Genomic DNA, 14,083 nt, shown 5'->3' with positions numbered 1-14,083 from the left:
CCGCCCTACTTTAATGTGGTAAAACGCTGCCCAGACTAAATCCACTCAATCGTTCCCAATGAAAATCTTCCTCGACACCGCCGATACCAACGAACTACGCGAAGCTGCTGCCTCTGGGCTTGTGGATGGCGTGACCACGAATCCTTCGCTAATTGCCAAGACCGGCCGCAAGCTGGATGAGGTGGTGGCAGAGATCGTGAAAATCATCGACGGGCCGATCAGCGTGGAGACGATCAGTCTGGATGCCGAGGGCATGATTGCGGAGGGCAAGAAGTTTTCGGCGGTTCATCCGAACATCGTCGTGAAGTGCCCGCTGACCACCGAAGGCCTCAAGGCCACCAAGGCGCTGACGTCGGCTGGCCATAAGGTCAACGTGACGCTGTGCTTCTCGCCTTTGCAGGCGCTGCTGGCAGCCAAAGCTGGTGCGACGTATGTGTCGCCCTTTGTTGGCCGTCTCGATGACATTGGCATGGACGGCATGCAGCTGATCCGCGACATCGTGCAGATCTACCGCACCTACGATTTCAAGACCGAAGTGCTGGCCGCCAGCCTGCGTCATCCGCAGCATGTGCTGGAATCGCTTAAGGCTGGTGCGCATGTGGGCACGTTGCCGTTGTCGGTTTACAAGATGTTGGTGAAACATCCGCTTACGGATAGTGGGCTGGCGCAGTTTTTGGCGGATTGGAAGAAGGTGCCGACGGCTTAAAGCCGCCGTACCGTAGGGTGGGTAGAGCGCAGCGAAACCCACCATTGTTCGTGCAGCGAAGACGGTGGGTTTCGCATTCGCTCTACCCACCCTACGTAAATTCGTAACTCGGTTGTAGGGTGCGCCGTGCGCACCGGCTTCATCTCACGTCTAACTCCCCTACTTTTCGGCCACTCTACGTGGCCGCTCGGCCAATAAAAAAGCGGTGCGCACGGCGCACCCTACGCGCACATCGCTTTTGTAGGAGCGCCTCTTAGGCGCGATGGTTCATGCACCAATCGCGCCTAAGAGGCGCTCCTACGGGTACAAATACATCGGAGAAACGTATGGCTCGCTTCGCTCAACAGAAAGTTCTCGTCACTGGCGCCGGTAGCGGCATTGGTCGCGCCACGGCGTTGGCGTTTGTTAAGGAAGGCGCTTACGTGATTGCGGTTGATCTCGGCAAAGCCAGCCTCAAGGAAACGGCTCAACTCATCACCGCCAAGGGTGGCGAGTGCGAAACCCATGTTGCGGACGTGAGCGATCAGGTGGCGATGACGGCGCTGGCGAAGAAGGTGCACGCCAAGCACGGCGCGCTGGATGTGCTGGTGAACAACGCGGGCATTGGCGCTTCTGGGCGCTTTCTCGAAACCAGCATCGAGACCTGGGACAAGGTGCATGCCGTTAACGTGCGTGGCGTGATGCTGGGCTGCAAGTTGTTTCTGCCTGCGATGGTGGAACGCGGCCACGGTCATGTCGTGAATACAGCGTCGATGGCGGGCTATTTCTCAGCGCCAGACCTGCCGATCTACGCCGCGTCCAAGTACGCCGTGCTGGGCTTTAGCGAGGCGCTGCGGATGGATATGAAGAGCAAGGGCATTGGCGTGAGCGCGATCTGCCCGGGCATCGTCAACACCAACATCGTCGCCACCACCGTCTCCGAAGGCGAAGCCGCCAAGTGGCAATCGGGCGCCGTGGCCTTCTACAAGAAACGTAACTACGGCCCAGAGAAAGTAGCCGACGCCATTCTCAAAGCCGTGCAACACAACCGCGCGGTAGTGCCGGTGTCGCCAGAAGCTTGGGCGGGTTATTACCTGAAGCGCTTCATGCCGGGCCTGGCACGCACGTTGGCATCGAACCCTTTGCCCTTCATGAAGTAAACAGCGCGGCCGCTTCGCACCAAATCTGCACACGAAATTTCGATAGTTGATCGAAGAACAAATTTAGATCTTCTTAAAAATTTAATTGCCAACTTGCGCTCTCTTTGATCTACTCAAAGCCGCAGGCCCTATTTCCTGCATCACTATCGGAGTTTCGACATGGCAGGAAAAAAGAAAGCAGCTAAGAAAGTCGCCAAAAAAGCGGCCAAAAAAGTTAGCAAGAAAGTTGTGAAACCAGTCGCCAAAAAAGCAGTGAAGAAGGCGGCAAAGAAAGTAGCCAAGAAGGCAGCTAAGAAAGTTGCGAAGAAGCCAGCAAAGAAGGCTTCTGCCAAGAAAGCGCCTAAGAAAGTTGCCAAGAAGACCGCGAAAAAAGTCGCAAAGAAAGCCGTTAAGAAGGCTGCAAAGAAGATCGTAAAGAAAGTTGCAGCGAAGAAAGCTCCAGCCGCGAAAGTGGTGAAGAAGCTCGTCAAGAAAGTCGTGAAGAAAGCTAAGAAAGCTGCAGTTGCAGCCGTAGCAGCAGTCGCCGCCGTTGCGCCAGCAGTTGTCGATGCACCTGCGCCAGCCGACACGACCAGCGCAAGCGACACCCCTTCAAACTCTTAACGCGGAATATGGTGATGGCGGGTTCCGCGCTTTGCGAACCCGCCCTACTTTAGGCACTTAAGAATTCGCTACGAGAAGATGCTGTTCAGCTCTTTGCCAGAGATGGCCTCACTCGTATAGCTGAACGTACCAGCGATCTGAACCTCTTTAGCCGCACGCACCAGTGCGCCATAAGCCGCTCTGGCCAGTGATCCACCCAGACTGATGCGAACAACCCCAAGCTCCTGCAACTCGGCCACTGTGAGCCGAACGCCTTGCAAGCCCATCATCACGTTCAATGGCCGGTCTATGGACTGCAAGATAGCCTTGATGTCGTCCCTTGATTGAATCCCCGGAGCAAACAGCACGTCTGCGCCAGCTTCCTGATAAGCCTGTAGGCGCCTGATGGTGTCTTTGATATCCGCACGCCCATAGAAATAGTTTTCAGCACGGGCCGTCAGCATGAATTTGAAATCCAGAGACTTGGCGGCAGCGACGGCGCTTTGAATCCGCTCAACGGCCAATCCGATGTCGTAGATGGGATCAGCGTCGTCACCCGATGCATCTTCGATAGAGCCACCAACGATGCCTGTGTTGGCAGCCTCAAGGATGGTTCTCGCAGCATCTTCAGGCGTGTGGCCGAATCCGCTTTTGAGATCTGCGCTAATGGGCAGATCGGTGGACTGCGCCAGCTCAGACAAGTGTCCGAGCATTTCTTGTGTCTGCACGCTGGGGTCGCTTCGCCCTTGAGAGAACGCAAACCCTGCCCTGGTTGAGGCCAATGCTTTGAAGCCGAGATGTTGAAGGAGCTTTGGGTACATCACACTTACTTTAATCATGAAATCGCGCTTATTAGTTAGGTCTGTAAATACGGTCATTCAGCGTCGCGTTGATTCTGCAGACATCTGGACGTCTGCGTTAACGGGGCAATTCCAGTTTGCAGTTTACGCTCACGCAAAAGAGGAGAAGATTGATGGAGGCGGAAGGTTTTCACTTTCACGTAGAGCATAAGCGAGACTCGAAATTTGTTCGTGAAATGGCACTGCAAAGAATCCATGTAGCGGGCTGTTGCCAAGGAGCAATAACTAAACACCGATGACTACGACTGTGTTTAAAATGAGATGGAGACTGGTGTCAGTGCGCGATCAGTCGTTTGCTTACAGCTTCACTCTGCGCTTTCAATGTCGGTAGGTGTATGGCGTCTTCCAGTGCTGTGATCCAAAGGCCGCGTAGCCTCGCCTCCGAGAAGGCGATTCTCAAAGCCACTTTGAAAATATTGTCGGAAAGCGGCTATGCCGGAGTGACGATTGATCGCGTTGCAGCGGTAGCCAAGGCCAGCAAGTCCACGATTTATCGACGATGGAAAACTAAAGAGCAGTTGATACTGGCTGTGATTAGTCAGTTGCCTATCGCGGAGCCCCCAGAGCGGTCCAGTCTGGAAGCAGAGTTGCTAGAACAGTTCGCGCAGGTTTCGCGTGCCATGCAAAACTCGCCGTTGAAGGGGGTGATCCCTATGTTGGCGGCGGAGTGTGCGAGTAATCCTACGTTGGCGTCGGCGCTGATGGTATTGAATGACCGGCGCCGCGCACCGCTTCGGCTGATTCTTCAGCGTGCGATTAAACGGGGCGAGATTGACCAAGCAGCGGATATTGAGCTGACGCTAGACGTCATCCAAGGGGCGGTCGTGACGCGCATGTACTTTCTGCTGGAGCCACTTACTAAAGTCTGGATTCGCAAGCTGGTTCGTCTGGTGACTACCGGTGTAGGCAGCAAAAAAGGTCTCTGACGCTCAAAGACCTCATTCCTGATTACTCAATCGTCTCATCCATTTGAGTGATTCATAAGTGTACGAAACGTATCGTACACTTATATAAATGCAAAATAAGCACTCTGATTTTATGCCCCACAGTCTCAAGAACAAACATGTACTGATCACAGGTGGTGCTAGTGGCCTAGGGCTGGGTGCGGCGATGCGTTTCGTGAAACTTGGCGCGAAAATCACGATCGCAGACATCAACGAACAAGCTGCACAGAAGGCGCTGGAGCAATTGCAAGCACTTGGCTCATCCACGCTGAGATTTGAGCAGGTGGATTTGTCGGATGCAAAAAGCATCCAGTCCGTGGCGCAGCGTTTACTCGCATGCGGCGAGCCATTAGATGTACTGGTTAACAATGCGGGCATTTATCCTCCTTCGCTTAAGACGCTGACAGAGGAAGGACATGAGCTGACGTTTGCCATTGCGCATCTCGGTCACTTTCGTCTCACCCATGCTTTGTGGCCTTTACTCAAGGCAGCGTCCGCAGCGCGAGTGGTCAGCGTCACGAGCTTAGTTCAGCGCACAGCGAAGATGAATCCAGATGATTTGAATTTCAGCATGGGTTACATGCCGATCAAGGCGTACCAACAGGCCAAACTATCGAACTTGTTATTCGCACTGGAGTTGCAACGTAAGTTAGAAGCAGTAGGTAGCAGCATCAGCAGTTATGCCGCGCATCCTGGTGTGTGCCGTACGCAACTAGGCCGCAATCGCAAAATCTCTGACAGAGACAATTGGTGGCAACGCTTTTCGTCGAAGTCATTAGGTTGGGGGCAGGAAAATTTTGGTCAAACACCGGAGAACGGTGCGTCTGCCATTGTCGTCGCCGCCACGTCTGCTGATATTCCGCGCGGCGCATTCATCGGGCCAAAACTATTGTTCGAAAGTTTCGGTATTCCGGGTGTCGTTAAGCCGGGTCCAGCAGCATTGAACTCGCAGTTGGGTGCAGATTTATGGGCGCGTACCGAAGCACTCACAGGTATCCAATGGACATATTGAATTCAACGCAGTCATCTGAGTTTAGTCGAGCGCTGATGCCTTGGGCACTTGGGCCGATCCGTCTACGCAATCGCGTCATTAAATCTGCCACTAATGAGGGGATGGCGCCCCGGGGGGTGCCGACAAAGGCGCTGGTCCAGCATCATCGCTCGATGGCGGCAGGTGGCGTAGGCATGACGACGGTGGCTTACTGTTCGGTGAGTGCTGATGGTCGTACGTTCCCAGATCAAATCACGCTCAATGCAGAAACTGTCAAACATCTGCGTGTGCTCACGGATGCTGTGCATCGTGAAGGCGCAGCAGCAAGCGCTCAGATCACGCACGGCGGCGCGTTCAATTTTCTGCCGCAGTTGTCTACGCGTTATCCGATGAGCGCATCGAGCGGCTTCAATGCTGCCGGCGTACTCAATGGTCGATGGTTTAAGAATGCGATGACTCGCGATGACATGGCGCGCATTAAGCAAGAATTTGTTTCGGCGGCACTCGTTGCGCAGCAATCCGGTTTTGATGCAATTGAGCTGCACATGGGCCACGGCTATTTGCTCAGCCAGTTCCTCTCACCAAAATACAACCGGCGTAAAGATACCTTCGGCGGCAGTGCAGAAGCGCGAGTGCGGTTCCCTGCAGAAGTACTGAACGCTGTCCTCGATGCGGTTGGCAAGACCATGCCGGTGATCTGCAAGATCAGTATGTTCGAAGGCTACAAAGGTGGAGGCACGGTGGAGGATGCCGTCGTCGCCGCTAAAAGTTTATCGGCACACGGGGCGCATCTGATTGTGCTCAGTGCGGGCGCAAACGTAGAAGCGCCATGGGCGATCTTCGGCAGTCAGATTCCCAAAGGTGTCGCAGGCGCAACACAGTCTTTCATGATGCGAGCTGCTACTCAGGTGTTGCAGTGGCAACAGCCAAAGATCGAATTCCACGATCTATATCTGCTTGAAGCGGCTCGCCGCATCCGAGCTGTAGTCGACACACCGTTAGCCTATCTCGGTGGCGTGAAATCGATCGCTGGGATTGAAGAAGCGATGCGCGATGGCTTCGAAGCGATAGTCATGGGCCGAGCATTGATTCATCAGCCGGATCTTTTACGCGGTTTTGAAGCAGGCAAGAAGACGCGCTCGGGGTGCACGGCTTGCAACCTGTGCGTGCCGATGATGTACACGCCGGGCGGCACACGCTGTGCGCTAACATCGGTGGAAAATTCCGCGCTCAACCAACTCGCCGCCTGCGATTGAACGATTGCTGCGGCGTTCGCATCTCAAGCCTCTCGAGCCGTCAGGCCCCATAACCTTTAGGGCGCAGTCATAACCGCCCATTGCCACGTTGGGATCACCATCTTGCTGCGTTCCAACCAATCACCTAGAGCTGATCTGTTCGATTACATTGAGGTCTTCTACAACCGCAGCCCGCATGAGCAGCAGAGAGCGCCAAGTTGAGTATCTTGCTCAGCCAACAAAAAGCCCGCTCACGCGGGCTTTTTGTTTTGCCCTTTCAACTTAGGGCAGTGTTGATGTCGGTACGACTGGCAGTAATACACTCGACACATGTTGTGCATCGCTATAAATCGTTAGTGCACCAATCACGCCGCCTACAAGACTCGGCAGTGGTGGCAGACCGTGCGGAAAATCGCTGGGCCCGACAGAGATACGCAACTTGTGCCCGGTCTTAATCAACGCACTGGTCGGAAATACTTCTACCGAAATCTTCATCGGTGCACCCGGTGTAACCGTCAGCTGCGCGGCCTGAGTAAACGTGTGCCAAGGCTGGATAATCTGCTCGTCGAGTGTACGCGAGCGCGTAGTGTCGACTGCGCTCATCGACAAAGTCTGCAGGCCATTGGTGAGCGGTGAGACGGTGTTACCGCTCACATCGTCGACGCGTACTGCAACGCCACCGTCGCTGCCGGTTGTCGAAACCCAGAGATCAACAGCAATGGGGCCGTTCAGATACAGGTCATTCGTCAACGGCGCGGTTTCGTAGTGAACATCCAACGCTTCGGCGAGACCGTCGTCAGTAATGCAGGGCAAAGGTACAGCGCCGAGCGCACCAGCGGTCCACTGTGCAGCGCTGGCCGAGCAAACGCCATTGAGTGGCACTTGCAAAGTGACGTTACTAGCCTCGCCCTGCGCAGGTTGCTCCGCGCGCAGGCTCTTGTCTCCGCGCATGTAGAGTCGTTGCACGCTGGCCTGCGGATTCGGCCAATCGGTGGTGCTAACGTAGTGGCCGAGACCGTAAACGTATTGAGTGACATTGGGCAGTTGCTCAGCGCCGCTGTCTTGCCCACGCAGATATTTGTCGAACCACTGCAACGTGATGTGATCAAGCACGGGCACGCCATCTACGGGCAGGCCATTGCCAGTCGCTATGTGTGTCCATGGGCCGATCAGCAACTTCGCTGGCGCATTACGTTTAATGGTTTCATAGAGCAGCGGTTCTCCACGCTGGAAAATGTCTTGCAATCCACCAACGATGAAGGTTGGCACATGGATGTTGTTGGCCTGCTCAATCGGCGAACGGATTTGCCAGAAAGCACCGTCATAAACTGTGTCGGAGTCGCCAACAATTGCTTTGAGCAGCAAGGGCACCTGGAAGTTAGTGAGTGCACTGAGTAGCTGAGTGAGCTCTAGCGGAATGCCGCTTGCAGGATTCTGAAGCACTTCAGGATTCAGAACGCTATCGGCAGTGACCAAGCCTAGCCATAGTGGAATGAAGCCTAAATTGGTTTGGCCGCCTGTGAAGACGATATCGCGATAACCATCCGCCATCGGCACGATCAAGAACGCCGCCTTCACCGCTGGATGGTTCTTGGCTGCAGCCAGTGCGGCATTGATCGCCAGCAATGACCCGCCATAGAGACCGATGCGACCATTGCAAAATGGTTGCGCCACCACCCAGTCGAGAATCGGACGATCATCTCCTTGTTCGGTCGCGCCGAAAGCTTCCCATTGACCCTGCGAACCGCCAGTGCCACGCACGTCGACGACAACCTGAGCGTACCCATGCGTGATCGCGTAGCTGTTGATGGCATCGTTGCCAGGTGAGTTTTTGTTGTAGCCAGTCAACGTCACAATAGTCGGGAGCGCTTGCGTCACGCTCTTACCGCTGGCGTCTGCTGGCAGCGTCACCGCAGCGGATAGCTGAGTGCCGTCCGCCATTGTGATCGTGCTCAACGTGGTGTTCATATTGGGATAGGTAGCCGGCGGGTTGTAGTCCACCCATTTGGCATCAGCATTCGAGGTGATCGATGTTGCCGCTGCGGCTGGCTCAGCACGCGTACCGAGCGTGCTCCATGAAGAGCTAGGGCTAGTACTGTTGTCTGCGGCTGGTGAAGCACTACGGCTGCAACCAGACAACGAAACAGCGAAGCCAAAAGCCAGACCAATGGCCGCTATTTGTTTCATGGAATCTCCTCACACTACAGTCGTAGCTGTAGTAAATATTTATGACTTACAACTATGTAAGTTACAGGACTGTAATATACAATTTTTCTTGCTGTCAATTTAGAGGCATTTTCTAATGGCCGTAAGAGCTGTCAACGCCGTCAAAGGTCATCGTCACGGCCGCGTTCCTCGCGCATTTCGGGAGGAGCAGCTGCTCAACATTGCTGAACACCTTTTCGGTCAGCAAGGCTATCAAGGCACTTCTGTCGAAAATATTGCCGCCGCAGCAAAAGTGACTCGGCCTATGGTCTACAACTACTTTAAATCTAAAGACGGCATCTATCTCGCTTGCCTTCGAAAGGCTCGTGAGAAGCTCGCGGCTGGGATGATCAATGCAGTAACGGCAGCAAAAACTCCATCCGAGCGACTCACTGCTGGCATGGATGCATATTTCAGTTTCGTTGAGCACAGTAGTGCGTCGTGGGATGTGCTATTCGGGGGTGGCGCAGCAGTAGCAGGGCCCGCAGTCGTGGAAGCGGATCGCCTTAGAAATATCACCACCATGCTTATTGTCGGTTTTCTAAAAAACGATGTGAAGCCTGGCGTGGATGATGAAATGATCGTCGCCTGTGCGCATGTACTCTCTGGTGGCGGCGAGCAGTTGGCAAAGTGGTGGCGCAAGAATCCGGACACTCCCAGATCGCGGGTCGTCGAACTCTTCTCTACTCTTTATTGGAACGGATTAAAGCCAATCGTTCGTTAGGCTGGAAAATTCAGAACACGCTTTGAGAACTGAAAGAGAGATATCGGGTTAGTTCTGCAGTGATGTCCTGTATGTGCCATGAGCGGAAGCTCGCGAATGGCCTCTTTGGGAGCTGCAGCCCGACTCAACTGCCGCGCAGCAAGACCTAGTTTGCGGTACATATCTTGCCGCACTTACGTTTCGATCCATTCGCAGGCGAGGTGTCGCGGACGCTCCCCGCGGAGTCGCTCCAACAACTGGCTTTTCCTGTAACTGGATTCCACCCCGCGATTTCGTAGCCCCCTTTTGCTCGCCAAAAATCGCCGGGCTCCATTTCGCACTCGAATGTCGCTCTGGGAGACTCCGCCGCTTGGGAGGGCGCAGTGTTACTGCGGGGGGACGAAGGCTCGTCATCCGACCTGATCCTGCGACAGGTGTAGTTGTCGTCAATCAGGCTCCTGAACGGCAGAGGTTCGCCGTCTTCTGTGGCAAAGTCCCAGCCCTCGCGGCAAGCCCTGACCTTCCACTTGATATTGCGATACTCGTACCAGGTGCGTTCGCTCTTTGTCTCCTTCGCCTTCAGCGTCGTTCCGCCCCAACCGAAGCCGGGACAGGGAACCCCATCCTGATGCCGGTCGAAGTCCGGGCTCGGCTTTTTGTCAGCACGGTCGGTGTGGAGACATACCAACAACTTGACCGCATAGCTGCAGTTGTTGATCAGCTTGTAGAGCCCGTAGGCCATTTCGTTAAATCTTGTCGGCGGAACTCCTACCACATCGACGCATTCACCGTGATCGACGTCGTCATAAATCCAGGGTGATCCCCCGTCCCTCATCTTGGGCTCATAGAAGGAACGGCTGCGCCAGTCATCCAGGAATTTCCGATCGGAGTTGGTTCTCGAACCATTCGCGCCATACAACTTCTCATCTACCGCGACTAGGCGGGCCTGGTATTCCAGCGCAATCATGTCCGTCACATAGCCGTTCGACTCGCGGTGCGCGGACACCTGGTCTTGAAGCAGGTTTGCCTTGAGCTTCAGCCATTTGGAATCTGGGTCGGGTTGATTCTCGTGGGTCTCGACAATTGCCATTGCTTGCGATCGCATGCCGGCTGCCACGAGCCATTCCTTGCGCTTCACATATGACGCTGCTTGCTTCCTCAGCAGCGTTGCCACCTGGATGTCATTCGGGCCATAGATGCTCTCCAGCACTGGCATCAAATATTCGAATAGCTGATCCGCCTTGGCGACCATGCCGGGGTGCGTGTGCAGGATGCGATAGGCGTCACCGAGGTGATCCAGAACGTTGAACGTTGTCCAGCTTCTCTTTCCCTGATCAATCTCCATGCAACGCAACGCACGTTCAAAGAGTGGGACTGCAGACTCATACTCGGTGCGGCTATAAGTGAATTTGCCTATTTCCAAGAGATCATTACACATCGAATATTCCTGCTGCTGCCCCTGTGGCTGCTTCTCATAAAGGGTTAGCGATCTCTTATAGAACGACTCTGCACGTGCGGAGTCACCTAGGTAGTACAGGTAGAAGAAGCCAAAGTCGGAGAGAACGCGAGCCACCTCCGACGAATCTTGGCCATAGGCCTCTTCCGTGCGGCTATGTAGTTCCCGCAGGGAGGAGAGTCCCGCGTCGTACTGTCTGGCACTCTGAAAGAGCCGATACGATTCTCCACGGAGTGCCTCCAGCTCCGGCGACAGCTTTTGAGCCGAAGCGGAAGGGGAGAGCATAAGCAGTACGACAAGCTGCAGTAACAACGCAACAGTGCCGATTCGACGGACTTGGTTCTTCACGCAGCGCTCCGGGGAGTGGACCGGCGTGTTTGGCAACCTTGATCGCTTGGTTCCTTCTTTACGCCTTCTGACATGGTAGTCGGGTTGGCCATAAGTGTCTCGCTCTCTTTTTGCCGGTTCATCTAGGCAACCGGCCTCGACACTGGAAAGCAAGGAACAGGCTGTTGTCTGACTGACGGCTTTGGGGCGCGGATGCAAAATCCCGAAACTTCCGCCATGGGCGGGGTTGTGCCAATTGCGGACATTCAGCGTAGATTCGAGCAACGAATTGTTAAGGCGCGAATTTCAGTTCGCAACGATTCCCATCGGGATCAGAGAACACGCCAATGTGTCCCCAATCGAATAACTGTCTTTCCACCGAGACGCCTTTGCTTTCGAGTTCCGTCGCTGCGGCCTCTAAGTTCGTGACATCGAAGCGAAGAACAGTTGGATTCTTATTGTGCCCATTTTCTTGACGTGAGTTTCCGTCACTTTGCTCAACCAATAGATACGCCGAACCGAAGTGAAAGCAGGTCAGTGAGTGTTTTGTATAGGCGACCTCAAGCGACACTAAATCTCGATAGAAAGTCACTCACTCTTCATACTTCTCGACAAACAGGATTATTCCGTATTGAACAATATTCATAGCTTGCGCGAAGGACTCACGTCACTTCCTCCTGGATATTCCCGAGTTTTACAGACGCTTTAGGTCAGCACAAATCTCAGTTTTGGGCTGGTCAGTGCCGAGAGCGGACATTATCGAAGCCGCGAATACAGGTGAACAATCACTTCCTGATTCAGTGCGTCCTTTTCATACTTGAAATTTAATTTACGAAGGACAGCTGCCGACGCTAGATTATCTGGCCAGACAACAGCAACCAGAGCAGAAATATTTAAGGTTGTGAAAGCATAGTCCACAAGCGCGGATGCCGCTGTCGTTGCGTATCCGTTCCCCCATTCACTCGCGCAAAAGCGGTACGCAATTTGGTGTCGTCCATCTGGTTTCCAATTGGTCAAGCTTACCCAACCAATAAAATTGCCTTTCTTCTCAACAGCCCAATGTCCGGTATCGGTCCGAGCTTGTTGCAAGTAGTGAATCACATCTTGGCGACGTTCTAGCGTCGGGGTGATTCTTCCGCTCGTAAATTGCATAACAGAAGGGTCGCTCTCCATTTCCAAGAGCCTATCTACATCCTGCTCGGACATTGGCCTGATATACAGGTCGGATGGCAATTGCGAATTCATCGGAGTTTCTGACTGATGGAGCGCCAATATTAAACTTGGTCGCGAAAGTGCGCTTAGGGCAGTTCGCTGACGGCCACCCAAAACATGCCAATCATGGCACCTCAAAATGTACCGCCTCGCATGTCCGCTTAGTGCCAGTAATAACGAACAGCTCCGAACTTTCTTGCGTGATCAGCAACGGCAGAAATCAATGCTCTGCCAACACCACGCCCCCTAACTTCAGGGGCGGTATACATGTCTTGCAGGTAACAGACTGTGTTCGCCCAGGCGCTGGCATGGAATAGGTGATGCGAGATGCCGACGATTTTATCGTCTAGCCTTGCTGCTAATCCAAAGACCCCCTCGTGCGCCAGAAGTCGTTGCCATGCTTGATCGTATTCAGCGTGCGCTGTCTCGGTTTGATAGAACGCCTTGTATGCACGCGCCAGTGTCTCCCAAGCTTCTCGATCGTTGGCGTGCAGTGGGGAAATCTTGATACTCATCGCAGTGTTTGCCTCATTCTAAAATACGCATGTTGGATCTTTCTGATTGGCTGATCAGTGTCAACAGTCGCCAGTCACAACGCAAAGCTCGTCGCCCTAAAGCAGTCATTAAACGCCGGTTGAGCAGCAGTTTATGGCGCTGTGTCACTGTCATGCTTGTTGATGCCACTTTTGGCTTGCTCCTCGAAGGTAGGAACTGATGCTTCGTCAGCGCGGATGACCAGAACAGAGGCAACTGCGCCCAACATTGGCACAAGCCAGATGATTGAAAGTTGGGTGCATTTCTGCGCTACCGAATCGCCCGCGTACTTTGCTGCTAACCAGTTGGGCCAGCCGTTGAGTAGTAGAAAAAAGAAAGCCTCCCAGCGCGATCATTTTGATACTCAGCGAATTAACTCTGGCGATAACCACAGAGCGATGATGCGTTGTCGCCGCGAGGGCTGTGCTGTTTCGGAATCGTTCATGGCGCCTAACGACAAAACTCAAACTCGGCCCCGCGAAGCAGGGGCGTCGACTGGGGCAGCTTGTTAGGCAGTATTATCAGTGCACCCATGAGAACAAGGCCCAGCAGGCTATCACCATGCCAAATGCCGTTGATGCTGCTCCCACAATAAAAGCGTCTGAACCCTCGTAATGTTCTTTTCTGGCGCGGCGTGCAAATGACACGCGGCGAGTTTTAATTACGAGTGCTCCGTTGGCCGTCATGGACAAGCCAAAAAGGACGATGCCGACTCTAGTAGCAGAAATAGAAAGCGTTGTACCTAAGATAACAAAGAAGCCAGCCAGAATTGGCAGTGCGATGGCCATCCACTTAAGCAATGAATCAGAATTTTTCATGCCGCCCCACTAAAATTGGACCGCCTAATTGCGGTAATTAATTGCTGCATTTCGGCGGTTTTCTTCGGACGAATCATTCGTAAGGCACTGATTTCTTCAGGCTGAGGTTGTACTGTTGCCAGATTGGATCGCAAATACAATTACCCATTTGGCTATGAATGGGAATGCCCGCTTCCGGCGAGGTGAATTACGAAGCCGACCGACGGGTAATCGCACAGGAATTACCGTTGCAACCTGGAACCCGTGTGCGCCTGACGCTGCCGTTGGTGTAGCACTCACCAATTTATGTGATATCGCTCCGAGCGCAGAGCTACTACAACTGACGTCTGTCTTTTAGGATCGTCATGAACAGCTCCCCGCGCCATCACCAC

General features: G+C 53.8%; 14 protein-coding genes. 7 read left to right on the top strand and 7 right to left on the bottom strand.

Going from position 1 to position 14,083, the window contains the following annotated elements:
- The first annotated feature begins 58 nt into the window (after positions 1–58).
- The 3 genes from fsa (at position 59) to CJD38_RS00060 (ending at position 2,448) form a co-directional block, all read left to right on the top strand.
- The gene (fsa, locus tag CJD38_RS00070) at positions 59–706 is read left to right on the top strand and encodes a fructose-6-phosphate aldolase (protein WP_107938272.1); all 648 of its coding nucleotides are present in this window, start codon (positions 59–61) and stop codon (positions 704–706) included.
- A 326-nt stretch (positions 707–1,032) separates the two neighbouring features.
- Positions 1,033–1,845 (top strand): SDR family NAD(P)-dependent oxidoreductase, encoded by an 813-nt coding sequence (locus tag CJD38_RS00065; RefSeq protein ID WP_161554110.1) that lies wholly within the window; start codon positions 1,033–1,035, stop codon positions 1,843–1,845.
- A gap of 159 nt (positions 1,846–2,004) precedes the next feature.
- Complete coding sequence (locus tag CJD38_RS00060) at positions 2,005–2,448, top strand: hypothetical protein (RefSeq protein WP_206362830.1); 444 nt, start codon at positions 2,005–2,007, stop codon at positions 2,446–2,448.
- Between the two features lie 68 nt (positions 2,449–2,516).
- Here CJD38_RS00060 and CJD38_RS00055 read toward each other — a convergent pair whose 3' ends face one another.
- Positions 2,517–3,248, bottom strand: coding sequence for an isocitrate lyase/PEP mutase family protein (locus tag CJD38_RS00055; protein ID WP_240783516.1), 732 nt, complete (start codon positions 3,246–3,248; stop codon positions 2,517–2,519).
- Between the two features lie 374 nt (positions 3,249–3,622).
- Between CJD38_RS00055 and CJD38_RS00050 the strand changes: the two genes are divergently transcribed.
- From CJD38_RS00050 to CJD38_RS00040, 3 genes are all read left to right on the top strand, one after another.
- Complete coding sequence (locus CJD38_RS00050; protein WP_107938269.1) at positions 3,623–4,213, top strand: TetR/AcrR family transcriptional regulator; 591 nt, start codon at positions 3,623–3,625, stop codon at positions 4,211–4,213.
- Between the two features lie 112 nt (positions 4,214–4,325).
- Positions 4,326–5,243 carry an SDR family NAD(P)-dependent oxidoreductase gene (locus CJD38_RS00045; RefSeq protein ID WP_107938268.1) on the top strand — a complete coding sequence of 306 codons (918 nt, stop codon included), beginning with the start codon at positions 4,326–4,328 and terminating at the stop codon, positions 5,241–5,243.
- The gene (locus CJD38_RS00040; protein WP_366511301.1) at positions 5,198–6,478 is read left to right on the top strand and encodes an NADH:flavin oxidoreductase; all 1,281 of its coding nucleotides are present in this window, start codon (positions 5,198–5,200) and stop codon (positions 6,476–6,478) included. Before CJD38_RS00045 ends, CJD38_RS00040 begins: the two co-directional genes overlap by 46 nt.
- A 261-nt stretch (positions 6,479–6,739) precedes the next feature.
- Here CJD38_RS00040 and CJD38_RS00035 read toward each other — a convergent pair whose 3' ends face one another.
- Positions 6,740–8,644, bottom strand: a complete 1,905-nt coding sequence (locus CJD38_RS00035) for a CocE/NonD family hydrolase (RefSeq protein ID WP_107938266.1) — start codon at positions 8,642–8,644, stop codon at positions 6,740–6,742.
- A gap of 115 nt (positions 8,645–8,759) precedes the next feature.
- Here CJD38_RS00035 and CJD38_RS00030 point away from each other — a divergent pair, with 115 nt between their 5' ends.
- Complete coding sequence (locus CJD38_RS00030) at positions 8,760–9,386, top strand: TetR/AcrR family transcriptional regulator (RefSeq protein ID WP_107938265.1); 627 nt, start codon at positions 8,760–8,762, stop codon at positions 9,384–9,386.
- A gap of 145 nt (positions 9,387–9,531) precedes the next feature.
- Here CJD38_RS00030 and CJD38_RS00025 read toward each other — a convergent pair whose 3' ends face one another.
- The 5 genes from CJD38_RS00025 to CJD38_RS00005 all read right to left on the bottom strand — a co-directional run bounded on the left by CJD38_RS00025 (position 9,532) and on the right by CJD38_RS00005 (position 13,712).
- A complete protein-coding gene (locus tag CJD38_RS00025) occupies positions 9,532–11,169 on the bottom strand; it encodes a tetratricopeptide repeat protein (RefSeq protein WP_107938264.1) in 1,638 nt (545 codons plus the stop codon).
- Positions 11,170–11,440: 271 nt separating this feature from the next.
- A complete protein-coding gene (locus tag CJD38_RS00020) occupies positions 11,441–11,740 on the bottom strand; it encodes a VOC family protein (protein WP_146165885.1) in 300 nt (99 codons plus the stop codon).
- A 164-nt stretch (positions 11,741–11,904) separates the two neighbouring features.
- Positions 11,905–12,393, bottom strand: coding sequence for a GNAT family N-acetyltransferase (locus tag CJD38_RS00015; protein ID WP_107938262.1), 489 nt, complete (start codon positions 12,391–12,393; stop codon positions 11,905–11,907).
- Between the two features lie 128 nt (positions 12,394–12,521).
- Entirely contained in the window at positions 12,522–12,875 is a 354-nt protein-coding gene (locus CJD38_RS00010) for a GNAT family N-acetyltransferase (protein WP_107938261.1), read from the bottom strand.
- A 540-nt stretch (positions 12,876–13,415) separates the two neighbouring features.
- Positions 13,416–13,712, bottom strand: coding sequence for a hypothetical protein (locus CJD38_RS00005; protein ID WP_107938260.1), 297 nt, complete (start codon positions 13,710–13,712; stop codon positions 13,416–13,418).
- Positions 13,713–14,083 lie beyond the last annotated feature (371 nt).

This window comes from Stenotrophobium rhamnosiphilum (assembly GCF_003052265.1).
GTDB lineage: Bacteria > Pseudomonadota > Gammaproteobacteria > Nevskiales > Nevskiaceae > Stenotrophobium > Stenotrophobium rhamnosiphilum.
This window is presented reverse-complemented; position numbering and strand designations above follow the sequence as displayed.

What these genes read in the sequence shown, in the direction of transcription:
- CJD38_RS00015 (WP_107938262.1), bottom strand. Translation starts at nt 12,393, where the DNA reads ATGAATTCGCAATTGCCATCCGACCTGTATATCAGGCCAATGTCCGAG.
- CJD38_RS00045 (WP_107938268.1), top strand. Translation starts at nt 4,326, where the DNA reads ATGCCCCACAGTCTCAAGAACAAACATGTACTGATCACAGGTGGTGCT.
- CJD38_RS00065 (WP_161554110.1), top strand. Translation starts at nt 1,033, where the DNA reads ATGGCTCGCTTCGCTCAACAGAAAGTTCTCGTCACTGGCGCCGGTAGC.
- CJD38_RS00035 (WP_107938266.1), bottom strand. Translation starts at nt 8,644, where the DNA reads ATGAAACAAATAGCGGCCATTGGTCTGGCTTTTGGCTTCGCTGTTTCG.
- CJD38_RS00030 (WP_107938265.1), top strand. Translation starts at nt 8,760, where the DNA reads ATGGCCGTAAGAGCTGTCAACGCCGTCAAAGGTCATCGTCACGGCCGC.
- CJD38_RS00050 (WP_107938269.1), top strand. Translation starts at nt 3,623, where the DNA reads ATGGCGTCTTCCAGTGCTGTGATCCAAAGGCCGCGTAGCCTCGCCTCC.
- CJD38_RS00060 (WP_206362830.1), top strand. Translation starts at nt 2,005, where the DNA reads ATGGCAGGAAAAAAGAAAGCAGCTAAGAAAGTCGCCAAAAAAGCGGCC.
- CJD38_RS00055 (WP_240783516.1), bottom strand. Translation starts at nt 3,248, where the DNA reads ATGTACCCAAAGCTCCTTCAACATCTCGGCTTCAAAGCATTGGCCTCA.
- CJD38_RS00005 (WP_107938260.1), bottom strand. Translation starts at nt 13,712, where the DNA reads ATGAAAAATTCTGATTCATTGCTTAAGTGGATGGCCATCGCACTGCCA.
- CJD38_RS00040 (WP_366511301.1), top strand. Translation starts at nt 5,198, where the DNA reads ATGGGCGCGTACCGAAGCACTCACAGGTATCCAATGGACATATTGAAT.
- fsa (WP_107938272.1), top strand. Translation starts at nt 59, where the DNA reads ATGAAAATCTTCCTCGACACCGCCGATACCAACGAACTACGCGAAGCT.
- CJD38_RS00010 (WP_107938261.1), bottom strand. Translation starts at nt 12,875, where the DNA reads ATGAGTATCAAGATTTCCCCACTGCACGCCAACGATCGAGAAGCTTGG.